Origin of the sequence: Gordonia sp. NPDC057258, assembly GCF_042668985.1 — a bacterium.
GTDB lineage: Bacteria > Actinomycetota > Actinomycetes > Mycobacteriales > Mycobacteriaceae > Gordonia > Gordonia hongkongensis.
Map to the genome: position 1 here is coordinate 70,164 of NZ_JBHUXZ010000005.1, position 15,562 is coordinate 85,725.

Annotated in this window: 9 protein-coding genes and 3 pseudogenes; 2 read left to right on the forward strand and 10 right to left on the reverse strand. The window is 68.1% G+C overall.

Annotated elements, in window-relative coordinates; translation table 11 throughout:
* Positions 1-25: 25 nt before the first annotated feature.
* The 5 genes and pseudogenes from ACFUEJ_RS05725 to ACFUEJ_RS05745 form a co-directional block, all read right to left on the reverse strand.
* Positions 26-1,015 carry an MCE family protein gene (locus tag ACFUEJ_RS05725; RefSeq protein ID WP_388028053.1) on the reverse strand — a complete coding sequence of 330 codons (990 nt, stop codon included), beginning with the start codon at positions 1,013-1,015 and terminating at the stop codon, positions 26-28.
* Positions 1,012-2,045: pseudogene (locus tag ACFUEJ_RS05730) on the reverse strand (MCE family protein). The gene ACFUEJ_RS05725 and the pseudogene ACFUEJ_RS05730 overlap by 4 nt, the downstream one beginning before the upstream one ends.
* A pseudogene (locus ACFUEJ_RS05735) lies at positions 2,042-3,136 on the reverse strand (MCE family protein); the annotation flags it as partial. The pseudogenes ACFUEJ_RS05730 and ACFUEJ_RS05735, both read right to left, overlap by 4 nt.
* A pseudogene (locus ACFUEJ_RS05740) lies at positions 3,115-3,600 on the reverse strand (MlaE family ABC transporter permease); the annotation flags it as partial. The pseudogenes ACFUEJ_RS05735 and ACFUEJ_RS05740, both read right to left, overlap by 22 nt.
* Before the next feature lies 1 nt (position 3,601).
* Positions 3,602-4,459 carry an ABC transporter permease gene (locus tag ACFUEJ_RS05745; RefSeq protein ID WP_211539312.1) on the reverse strand — a complete coding sequence of 286 codons (858 nt, stop codon included), beginning with the start codon at positions 4,457-4,459 and terminating at the stop codon, positions 3,602-3,604.
* Positions 4,460-4,772: 313 nt separating this feature from the next.
* Here ACFUEJ_RS05745 and treZ point away from each other — a divergent pair, with 313 nt between their 5' ends.
* Positions 4,773-6,563 carry a malto-oligosyltrehalose trehalohydrolase gene (treZ, locus tag ACFUEJ_RS05750; RefSeq protein WP_388028056.1) on the forward strand — a complete coding sequence of 597 codons (1,791 nt, stop codon included), beginning with the start codon at positions 4,773-4,775 and terminating at the stop codon, positions 6,561-6,563.
* 45 nt (positions 6,564-6,608) lie between these two features.
* Here the strand turns inward: treZ and ACFUEJ_RS05755 are convergent, their stop codons facing one another.
* Positions 6,609-6,935: a hypothetical protein gene (locus tag ACFUEJ_RS05755; RefSeq protein ID WP_388028058.1), complete on the reverse strand. Its 327-nt coding sequence runs from the start codon at positions 6,933-6,935 to the stop codon at positions 6,609-6,611.
* Positions 6,936-7,196: 261 nt separating this feature from the next.
* Positions 7,197-8,573, reverse strand: coding sequence for a threonine ammonia-lyase IlvA (gene ilvA, locus ACFUEJ_RS05760; RefSeq protein WP_388028060.1), 1,377 nt, complete (start codon positions 8,571-8,573; stop codon positions 7,197-7,199).
* Between the two features lie 233 nt (positions 8,574-8,806).
* Between ilvA and ACFUEJ_RS05765 the strand changes: the two genes are divergently transcribed.
* A complete protein-coding gene (locus ACFUEJ_RS05765; RefSeq protein WP_388028062.1) occupies positions 8,807-9,793 on the forward strand; it encodes an SMP-30/gluconolactonase/LRE family protein in 987 nt (328 codons plus the stop codon).
* On the opposite strand, the gene ACFUEJ_RS05770 is transcribed toward ACFUEJ_RS05765, so the two are convergent.
* From ACFUEJ_RS05770 to ACFUEJ_RS05780, 3 genes are all read right to left on the reverse strand, one after another.
* Positions 9,736-10,005 carry a hypothetical protein gene (locus ACFUEJ_RS05770; protein ID WP_055476140.1) on the reverse strand — a complete coding sequence of 90 codons (270 nt, stop codon included), beginning with the start codon at positions 10,003-10,005 and terminating at the stop codon, positions 9,736-9,738. The genes ACFUEJ_RS05765 and ACFUEJ_RS05770 overlap by 58 nt on opposite strands.
* A gap of 141 nt (positions 10,006-10,146) precedes the next feature.
* A complete protein-coding gene (gene dnaE, locus ACFUEJ_RS05775; protein ID WP_058251733.1) occupies positions 10,147-13,689 on the reverse strand; it encodes a DNA polymerase III subunit alpha in 3,543 nt (1,180 codons plus the stop codon).
* A 219-nt stretch (positions 13,690-13,908) separates the two neighbouring features.
* The gene (locus tag ACFUEJ_RS05780) at positions 13,909-15,480 is read right to left on the reverse strand and encodes a protein kinase (RefSeq protein ID WP_388028066.1); all 1,572 of its coding nucleotides are present in this window, start codon (positions 15,478-15,480) and stop codon (positions 13,909-13,911) included.
* Between the last annotated feature and the right edge of the window lie 82 nt (positions 15,481-15,562).

The following is a 15,562-nucleotide window of genomic DNA, read 5'->3' on the forward strand; positions in this document are numbered from 1 at the left end:
GTGTCCGGGCTCATCGTTTCCGGGCTCAGCATCCGTCCACCACCCGGGCCAGGCACAGCCAGTTGTCGGGGAAGATGCCCCACGGCAGATAGCCGTTCGCGTAGGGCCCGTCGCCGATGACGTTGTTGGTCAGGCGCGCGGTGACCGGGAGGATCTCCAGCAACTTGCGGAGGTTGTTGCGGTTCTTCTCCAGGCCCTGGGTGATCGTGTTCAGGTTCGCCATGATGGGCGCGAACTGGTTGGCGTTCTCACCGGCCACCGCGGTCGCCTGCTCGGTGAGTTCGGCGATGCCGTCGAGCATCCGGGTGACCAGCTCTTCACGCGCGACGATCTTCTGGGTCAGGTCGCGTCCCTGACCCACGATCACGGCGAGCTGGGCCTGATTGTCGTTGACGATGTTGGTGATCGTCTTGGTGTCGGCGATCAATTGGTTGATCTGGTCCTTGCGATTGGTGATGACCTTCGACATCTGGGTGAGCGCCTCGAAGGTCGGCTCGGTGATCGCCGGTACGCCGGCGAGCTGCCGGTTGAGGGTGCGGATGCTCTCGGAGAGCGTCCGGTCGTCGATCCCGGTCAGGATCGGCGCGCCCGCCTCGATGGTGCGCTGGAGATCGTAGGGCACGGCGGTCTTCGCGATGTGACCGTCGGGTGCATCCTCCGACGAATCCCCCAGCGACACATCGATGTAGCGCTGACCCAGCAGCGTCGACATCTTGATCTCGGCAGAACCGTTGGACGTCACCCGGACGTCGCTGTCGACCTTCATGGTGATGGCCACGTGCTGTCCGGCGAGTTCGGTGTCGGTGACCTCACCGACGTCGATACCGGCGACGCGGACCTTGTCCCCCGGCCGGATACCGCCGGCCTGGGCGAAGTCGCCGGTGAGGGTCTTCTTGCCCAGATGCGCGGTCGCGAGAGCGGTCACGCCGAGCAACAGGGCGACGATGACCACGGCGCCGATCACGCCGAACCACACGCGCCGGTTGTCACGGAAACTCCTGCGGAACCAGTTCATCGGCACACCACCGAGTGATTCGTGCCGCCGATCTTGTTGAAGATCCCGGGCGGTAGCAGGACGTCGCCGATCGCGACGTCGAGATCACATGCATAGATGTTCAAGTAAGCGCCCTCACCGAGCACGAGCGGGAAATGACCGAGGAAGATCGGCGCGTCGACCGCCATCCGATCGAGTTTGGAGCCATTGCTGATCAGCGTGTTGGTCGCGATCCGGCCGTCCGTGGCGGCGTCGGCCAGACTCTGCCGGCTCTCACTCAGCACGTCGGCGAATCCGCTTGCGGTGCGCCCGATGTCGGTCACCGCACTACCGAACGCCGCCGAGTTCGAGTTGAGGTTGGCGATCAGCGCCGACATCGATTCGATGACGGTGCCCAGCTGGCCGCCCTGGCGCGACAGGTCGCGCATGACCGCGCTCAGGTTGTTGATGATCGCGCCGAGCACGACGTCCCGGTTGCCGTGTCCTCCGCGAGGCGGCCGACTTCGGCGACCGTATAGCTCAAGGACACCGAGTTGCCCTGGAACGCCTGGATCAGGCCCTCGGACAGGGCGTTGACCTGTTCCGGGGCGAGAGTCTCGAAGACCGGCTGGAACCCGGCGAGCAACGTGGTGACGTCGAAGGAGTCCTCGGAGGGCAGCTCGAGCGTCGACCCCGGGTCGAGGGGCCGGCTCTCCCGGTCCGGGACCAGCGTCAGGTTCAGATATCGCTGCCCGATGAGGTTCTGGTAGCGGATCGCCCCCCGCGTGTTGGTGTAGACCTGCTGGTTGTCCTGCACCTCGAACGTGACCCGGGCGCGGCCGTCGGCCAATTCGATCTGGTCCACACGACCGACGCGGACACCGGCCATCCGGACGTCGTCGCCCGCGGCGAGACCCGACGCGTCACCGAAGTAGGTGGTGTAGCTGTTCGTCGTCCCCGGCACCGAGCGCTCCAGCGTCGAGAAGATCACGTAGGTGACCAGCAACGCGGCGATCCCGAAGATGGTGAAACCGATCAGCGGTTTGCGGATCGACCCCGAAGCCGCGTTCATCGTCCTCCTCCTTGACCTTCGCCGCCCCGGCCCGCCTCGGCGGCGTTGCGCACGTCGAGCGTCTGGACCAGCGGTCCCAGCATGATCGTGTCCGCTGCCGACGGGGTACGGCGCAGGACGGTGCCGAGCGTCTTGTTGTCGGCATCGGTGGTGACGTTGCCGACCGGCTTGTTACGGCGCATCCCGTCGGAGGGATAGATCGCCAGCGGACCCGACATCGTCGGTCCCGTGCCCGTGCCGGGACCCACGCAGCCCGGGCCGCGCAGGGTGCCGTAGGGGCCGCCGTCGTACACCGGGCAGTTCTGCCGGGTGTAGCGCTGGAAGGCGCCGAAGCTGACGCCGATGTTGAGCTGCACGTGGCCATTGGTGCCGGTGAACACCGTCAGCACCCGGGCGGCCAGGTTGTTCAGTGCGATCACGCCCTGCGGCAGCGAGTTCGGCTCGAGGACGAGCGCACCCAGCATCCGGTTCAGATCGGTCACTAGACGCTGACCGCTGTCGCCGTTGCGCGCGAACAGCAACTGGGTCTGATCGAGCAGGCCCTCGCTCGCTGTGAGCACCGCGGTCAGGTCACGCTGCTTCTCCGCGATGGTGATCGCCGGGATCACGCTTCGGCCCAGGGTGTCCAGCAGTTGCGGCGTCGATTGCGAGAGGCCGGTGAGCGCGGCGTCGAAGTTGTCGAAACCCGGGGGCGCGCCCGGCGGGAACTGGGCGTTGATCGAGTCGATGTAGTTCCGCAGCACGGGTACGAACGACCCGAACACCGAGCCGCCGCCCTTGAGCGCGTCGGCGATGACGCCGAGCACCTGCGCCAGTTCCTCCGGCGGCACCGCGTCGAGGATCTGCTTCAGCTCGTTCTGGGCGTCCTGCAGCTTGATCGTCTCGAGCGAGTCGTCGGCCGGGATCACGTCGCCGGCGGACAGCCGGTCGTCACCCACCTCGGCGGGCGGCACCAGCTCGACGGAGTTGACGCCGAACAGGTTCGACGGAACCGTACGCGCGGTCACCGAGGCGGGAATGCCATCGGCCTGCGCCGGTTCGATGTCGATGGCGACGTTCTTGATCAACCTGGCAGCGGCCGGATCGCGATCGCCTCGAGGGCGTCGATCTCCTCGGCGATGCGCATCGAGCCCAACTGTGCGGTGAACCGGCACCCCGACTGCGCGGTGAACGCGGTCGCGGCGAGCAGCGGTGCGATCTCGCGGGTCGTCGCGAAGGCGGACAGCCCGCCGGTCACCGGGGACATGCCGAGCAGGTTGAGGGCGGTGTAGCCCTCGATTCCCACGGTCGCGCCGCCCATGATGCCGAGGATCACCATGACGCCCACGGTGCCGCCACCGACGACGATGGCGCCGTTGCCCCAGGCCACGTCGGCGAGGAGGCGCCACACCTCTTTGCTGTAGTGACGGAACGCCAGCGGCACCGCGGCGATCGAGCGGACCAGGAAGGTGATCAGATGGCCCATCGCGGCGAGCGCATCGCGCGGACCGCGATACACCGCCTTGGCGGCCTCGAGCGGCCGCAGGGCCGGAGGTACATACCGTGACGCGGTCATCTCACACCACCCTCGACGGGAACAGGATCGCGAACAGCTGCGTGAGGATCACGTTCACCGTGAACAACAGCAGGACCGAGTTGACGACTGCGGCGTTCACCGAGTTGGCCACACCTGCGGGCCCGCCCTTCGTCGAGAGGCCGCGATCGCAGGCGACGATGGCCACGATCGCGCCGAATATGACGGCTTTGGCCAACGCGAACATGAGGTCGGCGGTGGTGGCGAAGGACGCGAAGGTGCCGGTGTAGCTACCCGGCGTGCCGCCCTGGAAGTAGACGTTGAAGACGTAGCCGGTGATGAACCCGACGAAGCAGACGAACCCGCAGAGCAAGAAGCTGACGACCATCGTCGCGAGCAGTCGCGGTGAGATCAGGCGCTCGATGGGGTTGACGCCCATGACGCGCATCGCGTCGATCTCGTCGCGGATGGTGCGGGATCCGAGGTCTGCGGCGATCGCCGAGCCGACGGCGCCCGCGAGGAGCAGCGACGTCACCAGCGGTGCACCCTGCCGGATCACACCGAGACCCGTTGCCGCGCCGGAGAACGACGTTGCGCCGACCTGACCGGCGATGTTGGACACCTGGATCGACACGATGACGCCGATCGGGATGGCGACCAGGAGGGTCGGGAAGACCGAGGTGCTAGCCATGAAGGCGCACTGACGGATGAACTCCCCGAACGGGAACCGTCGCTTGAAGAGATCGACGAAGAGGGTCCGGAACACCTCGACGAACATGCCGAGCTGGCGACCGAAAGTGTCGAACGAGGCGACGACATGGCCGTCCACCCACGACCGCACCGCCCCCGGCCTCTTGCGACCCACCTCCTCGTCGTCCGAGGTGACTGCGTTAGTGCTCAATCCCTGCCCTTGCGTCTCGGCTTACCCGTTCACCGGCCGTCAGGTCGCGATGGCGCGTGTCGACGTCGACGCGCGTTCTCGTTCCCGCAGACCCGCTTCGCGTGCCCCCCGTGGGCATGAGCGCCGCGGGTAACATACCCCATTCCCCTCGTCCGAATGTGTCCGGCCTCACACTAGCGCCCGACTGCACCTGTCCGAGGTCCGACATACCTTGCATGATGTGACGAATCCCCCGACCGCTGCCGCTGTTGCCCAGAGCACAATAACTTGGTCGGACGACCAGCGGGAACAAAACCTACCACTTCGTTCCAATGTGGAGCCCTTCCGATCACCGCGATCACTGGGCGAAGTCCGGGTCTGGGCACCGAACGCGCAGGTCGTCGAGCTGGTGATCGGGTCGTCCGCGCAGGACCCGGCCGCGGACCGGATCGCCATGACGGCAGCCGCGGGCGGGTGGTGGCACGTGGACACCGCACCGGGAACCGAACCCGTCGGGGAACTGCGCTACGGATTCTCGATCGACGGCGGACCGGTGCGTCCTGATCCGCGGGCCGTGCGCCTGCCGGACGGGGTGCACGAACTGTCGGCGTTGTTCACCGTCGACGACGCCGGCTGGACCGACGCCGACTGGACCGGTCGCGACATCCGGGGAGCGGTGGTCTATGAGCTCCACCTCGGCACCTTCACCCCCGAGGGCACGCTCGACTCCGCCATCGGCCGGCTCGACCATCTCGTCGACCTGGGGGTCGACTTCGTCGAGCTGATGCCGGTCAACGCGTTCAACGGGGTTCACAACTGGGGCTACGACGGCGTCGGCTGGTACGCGGTGCAGGAGACCTACGGCGGACCGGCGGCGCTGGCCCGGTTCGTCGACGCCTGTCACGCCCGGGGACTCGGTGTCGTCCTCGACGTCGTCTACAACCATCTCGGTCCGTCCGGCAACTACCTACCCGACTTCGGGCCCTACCTCTCCGAGGGCGTCACATCCTGGGGATCGTCGGTCAACCTGTCCGATCCGGACTCCGACGAGGTCCGTGCGTTCATCGCCGGTACGGCCCTGCGGTGGTTCACCGAGTTCCACGTCGACGCCCTGCGCCTCGACGCGGTGCACGCGCTGGCCGATCACCGCGCCGTGCACATCCTGGAAGAACTCGCCGCCGCCACCGACGATCTCGCCGTCGAACTCGGACGGCCGCTGTCATTGATCGCCGAGAGCGACCTCAACGATCCCCGCATGATCTCCCCGCGCAGCGTCAGCGGACTCGGACTCGCCGCGCAGTGGGACGACGACATCCACCACGCGATCCACACGCTGGTGTCGGGCGAACGGCAGGGCTACTACCGCGACTTCGGAAGCTACGGCTGCCTGCAGAAGGTTCTCACCGGCGGGTTCTTCCACGACGGCACCTATTCGTCGTTCCGCAAACGCCGTCACGGACGACCTATCCCGACCGACCGGCTGCCCGCGTCGGCCCTCCTCGCCTACACCTGCAACCACGATCAGATCGGCAATCGGGCGATCGGCGACCGCCCGAGCGCCTACCTCGACGGCGGGCAGCTGGCAATCAAGGCGGCGCTGGTCCTGCTGTCCCCGTTCACCCCGATGCTGTTCATGGGTGAGGAGTGGGCGGCCGCGACACCGTTCCAGTTCTTCACCTCCCACCCGGAGCCCGAACTGGGCCGAGCCACCGCGGAGGGGCGCAAATCGGAATTCGCCGAGCACGGCTGGGACAGCGACGACGTGCCCGATCCGCAGGACCCGGCGACGTTCGAGCGGTCGAAGCTGGACTGGACCGAACTCGACGATCCCGCGCACGCGCGCGTGCTCGAGTTCTACCGAGCCCTCATCGCCTTGCGGAAAGCCGAAGCCGCACTGTCCGATCCGGCCTTCTCGTCGGTGTCCGTCGACTTCGACGAGGCGGCCGGATGGTTCGCGATGCATCGCGGTGACTGGTCGGTGGTCTGCGTTCCCGGCGCCGACCCGGTGACCGTCCCGATCTCGCTCGACATCGAATTGGCCTGGCAGTCACCGAGTTCCGAGAACTCCGGATTCGCCTCGCCGGGTCACAACGTGATCGTCGGCCGCCGCGGTGACGGCTCATAGCCCGAAACCGCGTGTTCCGCGGCTCCGGGCCATGAAGTCAAGTGGTCAGATGGCGTCGCCGCCGTCGATGCTGCCGAAGTCGCCGACCTCGACGTTGCCCTCGTCGTCGACCGCGGTGTCGAAGGTGCCGTCACTGTCGGTGTCGGCGACGGCGATGTCGGTGTAGCCGTCGGCGTCGGTGTCGGCCTCGATGACGTCGATCTCGCCGTCGGCATCGGTGTCGTAGGCGATGGAGTCGGCCTGGCCGTTGCCGTCGGTGTCGAGGATGGCGTCGGTGGTGCCGTCACCGTCGACGTCGGTGAGTGCGGCGTCGACGGCTCCGTCGCCGTCGGTGTCGACGAGAACGGCGTCGGCGGGGATCTCGGTGCTCATGGGGTTGTCCTTCCAAGTGCTGTGGCGCTGTGGTGGTGCAGTGCTCGTGGGCGGTTCATGTACTTGGAGGCGGCACCGGACGCGTATGTTCCCGGGCTGCCGAGAGTCGTTCGGACAGCGGACGCCGTAGCGCGGGCTGTCGGGTGCCCGGCGGATATGCGCCCACCACAGCGACGCGGTCCACAGACCGTCGCCGGCGTCCCCCCAGCAGGGCGCATCTCAGCACGCCTGCCGGCGGGCGGCCCAAGGGCGGGACCGGTCTCAGGTCAGGTAGGCGTACGCCGGACTACCCGGTTCGAGCCGCTCGCAGTGCAGCCGGGAGTGGGCCATCCGGTCCATCAGGTCGCCGAGCCCGTCGCGATGTCCCAGCTCGACTCCGACGAGGGCGGCGCCGGTCTCCCGGTTGTTGCGTTTCACGTACTCGAACAGCGTGATGTCGTCATCGGGTCCGAGAACCTCGTCGAGGAAACGCCGCAGTGCACCCGGCTCCTGTGGGAAGTCGACCAGGAAGTAGTGCTTGAGTCCCCGGTGCACCAGCGAGCGCTCGATGATCTCGCCGTACCGGGACACGTCGTTGTTGCCGCCTGAGACCAGGCACACCACCGTGGAGTTCGCGGGCAGCTGCAGTTTGTCGAGGATCGCGACGGCGAGCGCCCCCGCGGGTTCGGCGATGATGCCCTCGTTCTGGTAGAGCTCGAGCATCGCCGAGCAGATGGCGCCTTCATCGACGTGGGTGATGTGCGCGGTTCCCGGCACGGGGGCGTGACGCTCGTCGGGTACCACGCGTGCGGCGGGGGCGTCGGTGATGCTCGCTAGCACCGGGTGATCGGTCACGGTCGCGCCCATCTCCGACAACACCCGGTGCCCGATGGTCCCGATGCGCTTCACCGCTGCCCCGTCGACGAACGGGTCGATCTCGGCGAGGGTCACCGGTCCCCCGTTGACGAGGGCGGCGCTCAGCGACACCGCGCCGGTCGGTTCGACACCGACGATCGTGACGTCCTCGGACAGGCCGCGAAAATAGGTGGCCATCCCGGCCAGGCATCCCCCGCCGCCGACCGGTGCGACCACGACGTCGGGAACACGACCGAGCTGTTCGACGATCTCGTGCGCGATGGTCCCCTGACCGGCCGCGGTCCGCGGGTCGTCGAATGCATGAATCCACGCGGACCCGGTACGCATCACGTCGTCCTGAGCAGCGGCCGCGGCGGCGTCGTAGGTGTCGCCGACGGCCCTGAGCTCGACGAAGTCACCACCGTGCCAACGGATTCGATCTCGTTTCTGCTTGGGCGTGGTGGTCGGGACATAGATGCGTCCGGGCACCTGCATGCTCCGGCATGCGAACGCGACCCCCTGGGCGTGATTGCCGGCGCTGGCCGCGACGACGCCACGCGACAGCTCCTCGGCGGACAGCTGCGCCATCACGTTGTAGGCACCGCGCAGTTTGTAGGAACGGACGGCCTGGAGGTCCTCGCGCTTGAGGAAGATCTCGGCCCCGGTGTCGGCGGACAGCCGCGGGCAGATCTCGAGCGGGGTACGCGCCACCGCGTCGGCGATACGGATCGATGCGGCTTCGATCGCGTCTACCGACAACGCCTGTTGATGGACCGGGACGTGGTGCGTACTCACGACAGCCATGTTCTCACTGTCTGCCGGTGATCCGATGTCGCGGGTTCCGACGCCCGTCCGCGACCGCGTCGTGGGTCGTGGCATGGCGGCGCCGGATGAATCCACATCGCGGCACATTCGCGCACCCGATGGCGTAACACTGGACGGGTGCGTTTGACAGCGGGCCGGACGGGAATCTTCCCGACGACCGTCTCGCCCGACCATCGCCGACGGCGACCAGCCTCACCGACCAGGGAGCAGCCATGACAACTCGTCGAACTTTCCCACCCCACACGCGACGCCTGTCGCGACTGGCCGCGCTCGGCGCGGCCGCCGCCCTGGCGGTCGGGCTCGGAGCCGCCGTCGACCCCGCCCCCGCCTCGGCCGCCCCCGTGTGCGCGGGCGCCGGGCAGCCGGCGCGACTCGTCGGGTCGGTGCCCGGCGCGGCGCTCGAGGGCCTGACCGTCGACGCCGCCGGTCGCCTCTACACCACCGACCTGATCACCGGTCGCGTGTATCGTCTGGCCGGACCGGGCGCACCTGCGGTTCCGATCGCACGCGTGCCGGGCGGGAGCGGAGCGGGCGCGCTGGCGTGGACCCCCGGCGGCACCCTGCTGGTCGGATACGGCGCCGACCCGCGTGTCTTCGTGGGCGACGCGCTGCGACACGCGTCCATCGCCCGGCTCGACATCAACACCCGCGCACTGCGGCCCTGGGTGACGGGACTCTCGGCGGCCAACGGGATGGACGTGTCGGCGCGCGGAAATGTGTACGCCACCAACGACTTCGGCAATCTCATCGGTCGGGTGAGCCCCACCGGCGCCGTGCAGGCCGCCTGGGGAGCGCTGCCGAGCGCGAACGGAGCAGTTCTCGGACGCGGCGACGGGTGGCTGTACGTGTCGAGGACCTTCGTGAACCCGGGCGTCAGCCGGATCTCCACCGCGAATCCGCGCGTCGTGCAGAACCTGCTCAGCGTGGGTGCGCCATCGACGCCGGACGGACTGACCCTCGATTCACGCGACCGACCTGTGGTGCCGTTCAACGCGACGGGTGAGATCGTGCGCGTGACGGCGCCCGGAAGCTACTGCGTGCTCGCGACGGGCCTACCGACCTCGAGCGTCGTGTCCTACGGACGAGGCGACCGCGGGTTCTCGGCCGGACGTCTCTTCCGCGCCGGATTCGACGGACGGGTCTACGAGATCCCCGGCGGGTTCGATGCCGGCGCGACGGCCGCCGTCCCAGGCAGGTAGCGCTCGCCCCACCACACCGCGAGCAGCGTCAATCCGCTCGCCCAGGCGGTGACCGCGAGTGAGCCGAGAAGAACGAGGCTGACCAGTGCCACCACGACCGCGGCGGCGACGGCGTGCGCCTTGTGGACCGGCCACTGCGCACCCAGGACATCGACGGTGCGGGGCTGTCGCGATGCCGGACGACCGGGGTCGACGTCGATCAGAGTCGCCATGTCGGATCACTCCCTCACTGGCCGGGTGCGCTGGACGTGCCGTCGAGTGTAGCGCAGAACGAACGAAAATGTTCGGCGACCCGAATCCTGGGTCACGGCCGGGTGAAGTCGGTCGAGCAGGCGACCCTCACTTCAGCCGCGTCAACTCAGACAGCTTGGTCCCAGGAGGGCTTTGAGGTCGCCCATCAGCGCCGAACTCGGGGCCACACGTAACGACTCGGTCAGTTTCAGCTGGGTCTGCCGCTTGTCGCTGACGAGCGTCACGTGCACGTCGGCCATGCCGGGATGCCGGGTCAGCACCTGCTTGAGCGCCGCCACGCGGTCGGGGGTGCAGAGTCGCGCCGACAGTGTCAGGGCCACCGGTTTGGTCGCCCCCGCGGTTTCCAGATCCGGCACCGCGAGATCGTTCGCGCTGATCATCATGCTGTCGTCGCGCAGGTTGACGCGCGCCTTGATCAGGACGATGTTGTCGGCGACGATGTCCATCCCGTACGCGACGTAGGCCCGCGGGAAGAAGTACACCTCGACTCCACCGACCATGTCCTCGAGGGTCACTGCGGCCCACGGCTCGCCCTTCTTGTTCACCCGCCGGGTCACCGAGGAGATGATGCCGCCGATGGTGATCTGGGCGCCGTCGGCGACGTTGCCCTCGAGGAGCGTCGAGATCGAGGTGTCGGTGTGCGCGGCGATCGCATGCTCGACGCCGCTGAGCGGATGGCCGGACACGTACAGCCCCAGCATCTCCCGCTCGATGGCGAGCTTGTGCTTGGTGTCCCATTCTTCTTCGGGCACCTTGACCGCGAACACCTCGGCCATCGAGTCGTCGGCACCGCCGGCGTCGCCGAAGAGGTCGAACTGTCCGATCGCCTCGGCCTTCTTGGTTCCGATGACCGATTCGACGGCCTCCCCGTGTACGAGGAACAGACCCTTGCGCGGGTGTCCGAGTGAGTCGAAGGCGCCGGCCTTGATCAGCGACTCGGTGACCTTCTTGCTGCAGGCGGTGACGTCGATCTTGCCGAGGTAGTCGGAGAAGTTGGTGAACTTCCCCTTCTCCTCGCGCGCGGCGATGATCGAACCGACGACGCCGGAGCCGACGTTGCGGATCGCGGCGAGACCGAATCGGATGTCCTTGCCGACCGCGGCGAAGTTCCGCTGCGACTCGTTGACGTCGGGCGGCAGCACGGTGATCCCGAGCTTGCGACAGTCGGCCAGGTAGATCGCGGCCTTGTCCTTGTCGTCGCCGACCGAGGTCAGGAGGCCGGCCATGTACTCGGCGGGATAGTTCGCCTTGAGGTACGCGGTCCAGAAGGAGACCAGCCCGTAGCCGGCGGCGTGCGACTTGTTGAACGCGTAGCCGGCGAACGGCAGGACGGTGTCCCACAGCGCGGTGATCGCGGCCTGGGAGAAACCGTTGTTGCGCATGCCCTCCGCGAAGCCGTCGTAGGCCTCGTCGAGGATCTCCTTCTTCTTCTTGCCCATCGCGCGACGCAGCAGGTCGGCTTGTCCGAGCGAGTACCCGGCGACCTTCTGCGCGATCTGCATGATCTGCTCTTGGTAGACGATGAGGCCGTAGGTCTCCGACAGGATCTCCTTGAGCGGCTCCTCCAGCTCGGGATGGATCGGCCTGATCTCCTGCAGACCGTTCTTACGCTTGGCGTAGTCGGTGTGGGCGTTCACACCCATCGGGCCGGGACGGTACAGCGCGAGCACGGCGACGATGTCCTCGAACCCGGTGGGCTGCATCATCTTCAGGAGTTCGCGCATGGCGGCGCCGTCGAGCTGGAACACCCCGAGGGTGTCACCACGGGCGAGCAGTTCGTAGGTCTTCTCGTCTTCGAGCGGCAGCGAGTCGAGGTCGAGATCGATTCCCCGGTTGAGCTTGATGTTCTCCAGGGCGTCACCGATGACGGTGAGGTTGCGCAGACCCAGGAAGTCCATCTTCAGCAGGCCGATCGCCTCACACGACGGGTAGTCCCAGCCGGTGATGATGGCGCCGTCCTGCGCGCGCTTCCACACCGGGATCGCGTCGGTCAGCGGCTCCGAGGACATGATCACCGCACACGCGTGCACACCGGCGTTGCGGATCAGACCCTCCAGTCCGATCGCGGTGTCGTAGATCTTCTTGACGTCCGGATCGGTCTCGATGAGCGTGCGGACCTCGGCGGCCTCGTTGTAGCGCTCGTGTTCGGGGTTGGTGATACCCCAGACCGGGATGTCCTTGGCCATGATGGGCGGCGGCAGCGCCTTGGTGATGCGGTCGGCGATCGCGAATCCCGGCTGACCGAACTGGACGCGCGCCGAGTCCTTGATCGCGGCCTTCGTCTTGATGGTGCCGAACGTGATGACCTGGGCCACCTTGTCGCTGCCCCACCGGTCGGTCGCGTACCGTACCATCTCGCCTCGACGACGGTCGTCGAAGTCGATGTCGATGTCGGGCATCGACACCCGCTCGGGGTTGAGGAACCGCTCGAAGAGCAGGCCGTGCGGGATCGGGTCGATGTTGGTGATGCCCAGCGCCCAGGCCACGAGCGAACCGGCCGCCGAGCCACGGCCCGGGCCGACCCGGATGCCGACCTCGAGAGCGTGGCGGATGAGGTCGCCGACGACGAGGAAGTAGGCCGGGAACCCCATCTGGATGATGACGTCGAGTTCGTAGTTGGCGCGCTGCAGGTATTCCTCGGGCACCTCGGTGCCGGCGAAACGGCGCTCCGCGAGTCCCTTCGCGACCTCTTTGCGCAGGAACGTCTGCTGCGTCTCGCCGTCGGGGACCGGGAAGACCGGCATCCGGTCGCGGTGGGTGAAGACCTCTTTGTAGGACTCGACGCGCTCGCCGATCTCCAGGGTGTTGTCACACGCCCCGGGGACGATCGAGTCCCACTGCTCGCGCATCTCGGCCGCGGACTTCAGGTAGTAACCGTCGCCGTCGAACTTGAACCGGGTGGGATCGGAGAGGGTCTTGCCGGTCTGCACGCACAGCAGCGCCTCGTGCGCCGCGGCGTGCTCCTTGGTCACGTAGTGGCAGTCGTTCGTGACGATCGGCTTGATGCCCAGCTTGCGACCGATCTCGAGCAGACCGTCGCGCACACGCCGCTCGATCTCGAGCCCGTGCTCCATGAGTTCGAGGTAGAAGTTGTCTTTGCCGAAGATCTCCTGCCACTTCGCCGCGGCCTCGAGCGCCTCGCGGTCGTGGCCGAGCCGGAGCCGGGTCTGCACCTCACCGGACGGGCACCCCGTCGTCGCGATGATCCCCTCGGCGTGCTCGGCGATCAGATCCACGTCCATCCGCGACCACTTGCCGAGCTGCCCCTCGATCGACGCCAGGGACGACAGCTTGAACAGGTTGCGCAGCCCGGTCGCGTTCTCGGCGACCATCGTCATGTGGGTGTAGGCACCCGAGCCGGAGACGTCGTCGCTCTTCTGATCGCGGGTGCCCCACTGGATTCGTTTGGTGTCGAATCGCGAGCCGGGGGCGATGTAGGCCTCGATGCCGATGATCGGCTTGATGTCGTTCTTGACCGCCGTGTTGTAGAACTCGCTGGCGCCGAACATGTTTCCGTGGTCGGTCATGCCGATCGCGGTCATTCCCAGACGTTTGGCCTCGGCGAACAACGGGGACACCTTCGCCGCACCGTCGAGCATGGAGTACTCGGTGTGGTTGTGCAGGTGTACAAACGAGTCCGTCACGGCGCCTCTTCTGTCGAGATCAGTCGGTAGATGTCGGGTCAGTCGTCAGATGTCGGTTCGGTCGGCGGTCATCGGCACCCGGGAGAGCGCGCCCGAAGGCGGTCGGGCGGGTCCGAGTCCGGGTCCACTCTAGGCGCGTGCACCGACACCGCCGGGCTCCCACTCCGCGTCGTGACGGATGGGACAGCTGTGGTAGCGGAGCCGGTTCGCTCACCGCGCTCACAGGGCCATGAACACGATGACGATCGCGACCAGCAACACCGCGGCGACGATCGCCAGCACGATGGGTAACCGGTTCGACGACGACGGCGTCGACGGTGCTGGTCCCACCGGTCCGGCGAAGCCCCGGGGACCTTGACCGGGCAGCCCGCCGGGTCCCGCGGCATCCAGGCCGCGCGGCGGGGTGCCGGCCGGTGTCGGGCCGACGCCGCCCGGGCGGCTCCGGTCGGGCCGCAGGTGGTCGTTGCTCTGCCGGAACGGATTCGACGGCGGGTGCTGCCACACCGCCGGATCGGCACCGGTCGTCGGCCTCGATCTCGGGCCGCGCCCGGGCACCCGCGAGCCCGGCGCGGGGCCCGCGGACGGCGTGGCCGCACCCGGTGGGGCGTTCGAAGGACCGCCGCGCGCGGGAGCCGCGCGCTGCGTCGCTTCATGTGCCGGGTCAACGTTCGCCGCGGGACGGCCGGGCCCGGGTCGGCGGGGCTCGGCCGGCCCCGGCCGTGATCGACGTTCCGCGGGTGGTCGGTCGGGGGTCGCGGCGCGACCGGCGGGCGGCGGTGTCGGCCGGTCGGACCGTCCGGGCATGTCCGGCGCGCGCGGACCCGGGACGGCGCCGCCGGCCATCCGACCGGGGAGGCCGCGAACCGTCTCCGCGTCGAGGTCGGCGGCCGACCTCGGCCGCACGTTCCGCAGACCCGTCGCCAGCGCGTCGGCGAACTCCCGGCAGCTGGCGAAGCGCTCGTCCGGGGACTTCGCCATCGCACGCGCGATGACCGCGTCGGCGTCGGGCGAGAGTCCGGGCACGAGCTCGGAAACCCGCGGTACGGGTTCTTTCAGATGTGCTCCGATGACGGCGCCGTTGTCGCGGTCGTCGAAGGGCACGCGCCCGGTGAGCAGGTGGAAAGTGGTGGCCGCCAGCGAATACTGGTCGGTCCGGCCATCGAGTCGACGACCCGTCAGCTGCTCCGGGGACGCGTACGACAGCGTGGCGAGGACCGTGCCGACCGAGGTGAGCGCCTCGGTCTCGTCGGACAGTTTGGCGACCCCGAAGTCGGTCAGCAGGACCCGCTGCTCGTCGAACGACGAATCCTCGTCGACCTCGGCGAGCAGGATGTTGGCGGGTTTCACATCGCGGTGCAGCAGTCCACGCCGGTTGGCGTGGTCGATCCCCCGCGCCACCTCCGACACGATGTGCACCACGCGACGCGGGGCGAGCCGGCCGCGGCCGGCGAGTTCGCGCGCACAGTCGGTTCCCGGGACGTACTGCATGGCGATCCAGAGCAGATCGGCCTCCGCCGACTTGTCCGGCCTCGACGCCACCGGCACACTCGCACGTCCGCGGTTGAACACGGTGACGATGTTGGGGTGGTCGAGCGTGGCCGCGACCTCGGCCTCCCGCAGGAACCGCCGGCGAAAGTTGCTGTCCGTGAGCCCGGCCGAGGCCTTCAGCACCTTCAGGGCGTCGTACCGGGGCAGCTCCGGATGCCGGGCGAGGAAGACCGCACCCATGCCGCCGCTGCCGAGTACCCGTTCGACGCGGTACCCGGCGACGAGGGTTCCCGGCTCGAGCACTCTCCCAATCTAGCGGTGTGTCTCGGAAATAGTCGATCGAACGGCCTGGTCGCGCGAGGCCTCAGGCCTGCTCGCTCCGCTC